The following is a 6,713-nucleotide window of genomic DNA, read 5'->3' on the forward strand; positions in this document are numbered from 1 at the left end:
TAGACATCGAGCGCGGCGGCGGCGGCAATCACCAATCCCGAGACGACCGAGTCCCAGTTCGGCGGAACGTTGAGCAGGTTGACCGCGTTCTGGACCAGCCCGAGCAGCAGCACGCCGAGCAGCATGCTGCCCATGTTCCCCTCACCGCCGAACAGGCTGACCCCGCCGATCACCACTGCCGCGATGACAGCGAGCTCCATCCCCTGGGCCGCGGTGGCGGCTCCGGCCTCGAACCGGGCCGTGATCAGAAGTCCCGCAATCGCCGCCATCAGGCCTGAGATCATAAAGGCGATGATGACAACGCGTTCGGTGTTGATCCCGGCCAGTCGCGCGGCAAGCGGATTTCCGCCGGTCGCATAGACCGAGCGCCCGAAGGCCGTTCGCGACAGCACGATCTGGGCGATCAGCGCCAGCGCCAGCGTGAGGACGATGACCGCCGGTATGCCGAAGATGCGCGCGGCCTGGAGTTCGACGAAAAAGGATGGAACAGGGGCGATATTCGTGCCTCCCGAATAGATATAGGCAAGGCCGCGACCGATGGTCATGGTCGCAAGCGTCGCGATCAAGGCCGGGATGCGCAGCTTGGTGACGGCGAGACCGTTGATCAGCCCGAGACCGAGACCCGCTCCCAGCGCCACCATGACGCCAACCACCGGCGAGAAGCCCTGGAACTCGACAAGCCCCACCGACAGAACCGATGACAGCACCAGCACGGAGGCGACCGAAAGGTCGATCCCGGCCACCAGGATAACGAAGGTCTGGCCGATCGCGACGACGGCGATGATGGTGGCCGCCTGCAGCACGTTCTCGATATTGCGCACCGTGGCAAAGACCGGGCTCAGGACGCTCATGATGGCGCTGCCGAGCAGGATTACGGCAAGCAGTCCCACACTCTGCATCAGGTCGATAAAGGATATGCGTCCGCGCCAGGTGGAAAGCTTGCTATCGCCGTTCGGTGCAATACCGCTCATCGGTGTGTTCTCCAGTGCCATTCAAATTTCTCCCCGACGTCAACCCGTCGTCGCATAGCTCATGATGGTTTCGCTGGAGATTTCCGCACGGGTGAGCGAGGCGGAGATCCGCCCCGAACGCATCACCAGCACACGGTCCGACAGCGACAGGATTTCAGGCAATTCCGAACTGATCAGCAATATCGCCATGCCGCTTTCGGCCAGGCGAAGGACAAGTTCGCTGATTTCCGACTTGGCGCCGACATCGATGCCCTTGGTCGGCTCATCGAGGATCAGAAGCTTCGGCTGGCGGGCCAGCCACCGGCCGAGCACGACCTTCTGCTGATTGCCGCCGGACAGCGTCGAGACCCGCACCTTGGAGGACGGCGCCTTTACCGCCAGGCCGCGCATTTCGCGTCCGACGATCTCCTCCTCCAGCGCGTTCGACAGGAAGCCGTTGCGGGATATCCTGTCGAACATGCCGAGCGTCATGTTGTTGCGCACGCTCATCAGCCCGACCAGGGCCTGCCGTCGCCGGTCCTCGGGCACGAGGCCTATGCCGGCGTCGATCGCCGCCTTGGGCTTGTTCGGACGCACCCGGCGGCCGGAGACCTCGACGCTGCCCTCGTCATAGGGATCGATACCGAATATACAGGCCGCAAGCTCGCTTCGCCCGGCGCCGACAAGTCCCGACATGCCGACGATTTCCCCGGCCCTGACATCGAAGGATATATCGTCCAGAACGCCCTCGCGCTTGAGATTGCTGACCTTGAGGACGACATCGCCGATCGGGCGGGGTTTGTGCTCTGTCTTGCGAACCTCGCGGCCGACCATCATGTGGATGACCTTTTCATGATCGAGCTGATCGATCGGCCTGGTTCCCACCAACCGGCCATCGCGCAACACCGTGACCCGGTCTGCGATGGCGAACACTTCTTCGAGCCAGTGCGACACGAACACGATGCCGAGCCCATGCGCCCTCAGGTCATCGACCACGCGGAACAGGCGTTCGATCTCCGGCGGAGAAAGAGAGGTGGTGGGCTCGTCCATCACGAGAACCTTGGAATCCTCGGAAATGGCGCGGGCGATCTCCACCAGTTGCTGATCCGCCGGCGACAGCCGGCCGGCCGGCGTGGCGATGTTGAGATGCGGTGCCACTCGGGCGACCGCGGCGCGCGCCTTCTGCTTCTGCTGCTGTTTGGAGAGCCAGCCGTACCGTCCGGGCCAGCGGCCGAGCATGATGTTTTCAGCAACCGATACCGCGGGAACCAGATGGGCATCCTGATGGATCGTGGCGACGCCGATGCGGTGCGCGGCGGCCGGATCGGCCTGCAGGGCGACCCCGTCGACCGTGATCTCGCCGCGATCGGGCGTATAAAAGCCGGCCATGAGCTTGATGAGCGTCGATTTACCCGCTCCGTTTTCGCCCAGAAGCGCCGTCACTTCTCCGGCGCGCACATCGAAATCGACATTGTCGAGCGCCAGCACCCCCGGAAACGATTTGGTCACGCCCCGGGCCAGCAAAACGCTGCGCCGATCGCCCGCCTGCCCTGCCGCGGCGCTTGCCTCGGCGACACTCATGGCGACGGTCCCGTGGCGTCGGGCCGATTGCAGACCAATAACCATTTCTGATTCCTCCCCGCCGCTCCCCGGCGTGTCGGCGTGAAGTTCAAGCTTCCTGCCCGACGATCTGCACGCTAGTGGGGACCAGACCACTTGTCAACTGGCCGTAACACCGGTCCAGTTGAAATTCCCTGAACGACAGAGCAATCCGTGACCACGGGTCTTTCAGACCCGAAACTGCGGGAGCTGATCGATAAAATTTTCACGCGGAAAGCTTCGCAACCGCGAAAAATGTCGCGATTTCCTATTATGTTATTGATTTTAAAGAAATTATTAGCAATCCATCTCAAAATCAGAACTGGTACGTTGTGGCGCGCGCCATGCACTCGCCTTGCGGCGGCCAGACGCTTTTTTGCCGAAAGGGAGGTGACAGCTATCCCAGAATGGTTTAACTGGTCTGTTAAGCAGTCCATTCCAGGGGTCCCAATGTCCAATCTTCCGCTCTCGCCTCTCCACGAGGCGATCCACAAGCAGACCGCCAAGGAAATGATCCGGGACAAGATCGTCTCGATGATCGCCTCCGGCATTCTGCAGCGCGGCGATGAGCTTCCAAGCGAGCGGGAACTTTCCACAATGCTGGCGGTCAGCAGGGAGACGGTGCGCGGCGCGATACAATTGCTCGCCGGCCAGGGCGTGGTTCAGGTCTCGCAGGGCGCGCGCACCCGGGTCGCGCGCGTCGACGTCGAGGTCGGCACGCACCGCATCGGCGTAACAGACCCCTCCTCAATCAACGGCTACAGCCTCGACGCGGTGCACGCCGCGCGTCTCCTGGTCGAAACCGCCGTGGCGGCGGACGCGGCGCGCCACCTGGGGCCGGAGGATATCCAGCGCCTCGAGGCCTCGATCGCGGCGCAGGAGCAGGCCATCGACGATCCGGTCCGCTTTCTGATCTGCGACAGGGAATTTCACCTGACGATCTACTATGCCTCGGCAAACCGGCTGCTCGCCGACTTCGTGGTCGACCTCTACACATATATGCTTGATCACCGCCGCATCGCCATGGCCCAGCCGGGCGCGATCGAGAAAAGCCTCGAAGATCACCGTTTCATCGTGCGGGCCCTGAAGATGCACAATCCCGAAGCGGTGGCGGCGGCGTTCTCCGAGCACATACTTCGCATTCACGACACATCGCGCGCCGTCGACGAAAGCGGTATCGCGCGGGCGGGCAGCTCCGCCAATGGCGCGGCGGTTTTGCGCGCCAGCGGCGGGAAATAGGGAGCGGGCAGCATGAAAATCCTCATAACCGGCGCGGCCGGAATGATCGGCCGCAAGCTGGTGCGCGCCCTGATGCGCTCCGGGAAGGTGCGCGGCCAGCCGATACGCCACCTGATCCTCGCCGATATCATCGCGCCGGAGGCGCCCGATTTCGACGTGGAGGTCGAGACCCTGGCGACAGACCTTTCGCAGCCCGGCGCGGCTGAAAGCCTCATCGCGCAAAGGCCTGATCTCATCTTTCACCTGGCGGCCATCGTTTCCGGCGAGGCGGAAGCCGATTTCGAGAAGGGCTATCGCGTCAATCTCGACGGCACGCGCGCCCTGTTCGAGGCCATCCGGCTGGCCGGCCGGGACCGGCCCTATATGCCGCGCCTGGTCTTCACGTCCTCGATCGTCGTGTTCGGCAATCCGCTGCCGCCCGTCATCAGCGACAGCCATTGCCTGACCCCGCTGACGAGCTACGGCACGCAGAAAGCCATTTGCGAACTGCTGCTCGCCGACTATTCGCGCCATGGTTTTTTCGACGGCATCGGCATCCGGTTGCCCACGATTTCGATCCGGCCCGGCGCGCCGAACGCGGCCGCCTCCGGCTTCGCGTCGTCGATCCTCCGGGAGCCGCTGGCGGGCAAGCGCGCCGTCTGTCCCATGCCTTCAGATACGGACCTCTGGCTCGCGTCGCCGCGGAGCGCGCTGCGGTCGCTGGAGCACGCGCTGGACGTGGACGGCGCGGCCTTTGGCGACTACCGCTGCGTGAACGCGCCCGGCGTCACGGTGTCCGTCGAGGAGATGCTGGCGGCGCTCGCGCGGCACGGCGGCGACCGGGGGCTCGTGGACTTCGTGCCCGACCCGGCCGTGGCGGCCATCGTCGGCACGTGGCCGGCGCGCTTCGACACGTCCAAGGCCGCGGCCATGGGCTTTCCGGACGCGTGTTCCATCGACGCCATGGTCCGCAGCCACATCGAGGACGAGCTCAACTAACAATTACCAATTACTATCGTTCGCGTAGCCGAACCGCACGAGCAGCCTCACGGCCGCCTTGTCCCGCTTGAAGGTCCGCTTCAGGGCGGGGCTCAGCTCCGCGGGCCAGCGCGGCGCGGCCGTGCGGAGCGGCTTCGACACCTGTTGCGCGCGCAGGCGCGTGTGCGCCGCGGACGCCTTGGCGGACGTGGACCCATGCGCGTCGCTCGCGGGGCGCGCCATCAGGTCCGCGACGTTATCATAGGTGACGCCGTAGTGCCCCAAAATCCGCCGGAGGGACGGGTACCGCGGCGCGCCCTCGAAGAGGTCCTCGTACCGCTCGATCAGGAGCCGCGGGTCCCGCTCGTACAGTAATAATGCAGTGTTGTCGTGGACCCACCGCCCGAGACACAAGTCGCCCGCGGGGTCCGCGTCCGGGTACCGCTCCATCAAACTCAACATGACGTCGCGCCCGTCTCTCACCAACGCGACGACGCGCGCCGACGGCACGTGCATCAGGATGTAGCCCAGCCGGCAGACGTTCGAGGGACTCTTCACGAGCCACGCGTTGCCGCGTGCGAGGCGGTCCAAGGTCGCCCGGTCGTTTTGAGACGACCCCAGTAGTGGGGAGAAGCTGTCCGGCTTGATCGCGTACTCCAGGTCCGCGGACGGCGCGTAGACGAAGACGCCGGGGTGGCGCTGCAGCAGCGCGGTCAGCGGCGTCGTCCCCGAGTGGCCGCAGCCCACCAGAAACAGCGCCGTGCCCCGCGCGCGCGTGAACGTCCGGTTGAATTGGACCGGGTTCATCCACGCATAAGTGGCTCGCCCGTCGGAGCCGCACCTCCGGGGCACGCCCGCTCGTTGTTCGACGTTGACCGACGCGAGCCAGTGCTGCGCGGCGCCCGGCCGCGACGCGGCCAAGCGCAGCGCGAGCGTGGCCAGCGCTAGTGCGCACGCGGCGGCGGCGAGCTTGCGGTGCCAGCGCCGCTGCGGCTCGCGCTTGGCGCCCATTAGGTGTCGTGCTAGCCCGCACCGCTTGTTCGGTTATGCCTCAGCGTACCACTAAGCCCAAACAGCGTTGTCCCTGTCACCTTTTCGCCCCTGGCACGCTAAAATGAGCCCCCGCGCCGCGCCCTGCAGCTAGCGGCCTGTAAGACACTAGCAAGCAACCCGTCCAGCAGGCTCTCACTATTACAGCAGTGCAGAGCTCACCGCTGCACCCAGGACCAAGGAGACTACAGTATACGCATAACTCGTAGCGACGTTTTCGCGATCGCTGTGCAAGCGCTGAGGCGCAACACCGGCCCTGCGGCAGCGTCGAGCGCGCGGGACGCCGACGCAGCGATGCCGCGCTTCGAGTTCTTCCCGAACCTCTTCATGACCTTGATTAATGTGCGCTTCCTCGGCCACAAGACGCGGCCGGTGCAGGCCGTCTTTAGGATAGCGCCGCGGATGAACAAGCTCGAGGTGAAGGAGTACCTCCAAACCATTTATGGGTTGCCCGTGAAGAAGGTCATGACCGACAACTTTTATGGCGGGTACCGGCGCATCCAGGGCAAGCGCGCCATGTTCCACGTGAGCCGGCCGAACTACAAGCGCGCCGTCGTGACCTTCGAGCGGGGGGCCGTCGTGTATAAGCCCTCAGATTAAAGTTAGTCCTCGCTGTAGTCGACAGCTTTCCGCGCGCGGCGCGCGGGCTGCTTCGACGGCGTCGCCGTGTTCTTCAAACGGGGCCGCGTCTCGTAGGGGTTTTGAGGCGTTTTTGACGAGGCGGAGCGGTGCTGGAGCACGGCCGACGCCGCGCCGATGGCGCACTGCATCGTGCTAAAAAAGCACCAGATCGAGGCCTGCTCGTGCGCGTTGCGCGTGAGGTACATCGATAATATGGGTCCCGTGCCCATGAGGAAGGCCACGGAATCTAATTCCGCGAGGCCCCCGATGCACAGGACCGGCACGAACATCAGGAAC

The 6,713-nt window shown here is 64.6% G+C and carries 4 protein-coding genes; 2 read left to right on the forward strand and 2 right to left on the reverse strand.

Annotated features, from left to right (window positions below; genetic code table 11):
• A partial coding sequence (locus tag B4E36_RS07600; RefSeq protein WP_345900191.1) for an ABC transporter permease occupies positions 1 to 992 on the reverse strand: 992 nt, incomplete at its 3' end.
• An 18-nt stretch (positions 993 to 1,010) separates the two neighbouring features.
• On the reverse strand, positions 1,011 to 2,576 hold the full coding sequence (locus B4E36_RS07605; RefSeq protein ID WP_292057325.1) for a sugar ABC transporter ATP-binding protein: 1,566 nt from the start codon (positions 2,574 to 2,576) through the stop codon (positions 1,011 to 1,013).
• Between the two features lie 423 nt (positions 2,577 to 2,999).
• On the opposite strand from B4E36_RS07605, the gene B4E36_RS07610 reads away from it, so the two are divergent.
• Both B4E36_RS07610 and denD read left to right on the forward strand, forming a co-directional pair.
• Entirely contained in the window at positions 3,000 to 3,788 is a 789-nt protein-coding gene (locus B4E36_RS07610) for a FadR/GntR family transcriptional regulator (protein WP_292057323.1), read from the forward strand.
• 12 nt (positions 3,789 to 3,800) lie between these two features.
• Positions 3,801 to 4,766 carry a D-erythronate dehydrogenase gene (gene denD, locus B4E36_RS07615; RefSeq protein WP_345900193.1) on the forward strand — a complete coding sequence of 322 codons (966 nt, stop codon included), beginning with the start codon at positions 3,801 to 3,803 and terminating at the stop codon, positions 4,764 to 4,766.
• The last annotated feature ends 1,947 nt before the right edge of the window (positions 4,767 to 6,713 follow it).

The sequence above is a fragment of the Martelella sp. UBA3392 genome (assembly GCF_002358775.1).
Classification (GTDB): domain Bacteria; phylum Pseudomonadota; class Alphaproteobacteria; order Rhizobiales; family Rhizobiaceae; genus Martelella; species Martelella mediterranea.

What these genes read in the sequence shown, in the direction of transcription:
- denD (WP_345900193.1), top strand. Translation starts at nt 3,801, where the DNA reads ATGAAAATCCTCATAACCGGCGCGGCCGGAATGATCGGCCGCAAGCTG.
- B4E36_RS07610 (WP_292057323.1), top strand. Translation starts at nt 3,000, where the DNA reads ATGTCCAATCTTCCGCTCTCGCCTCTCCACGAGGCGATCCACAAGCAG.
- B4E36_RS07605 (WP_292057325.1), bottom strand. Translation starts at nt 2,576, where the DNA reads ATGGTTATTGGTCTGCAATCGGCCCGACGCCACGGGACCGTCGCCATG.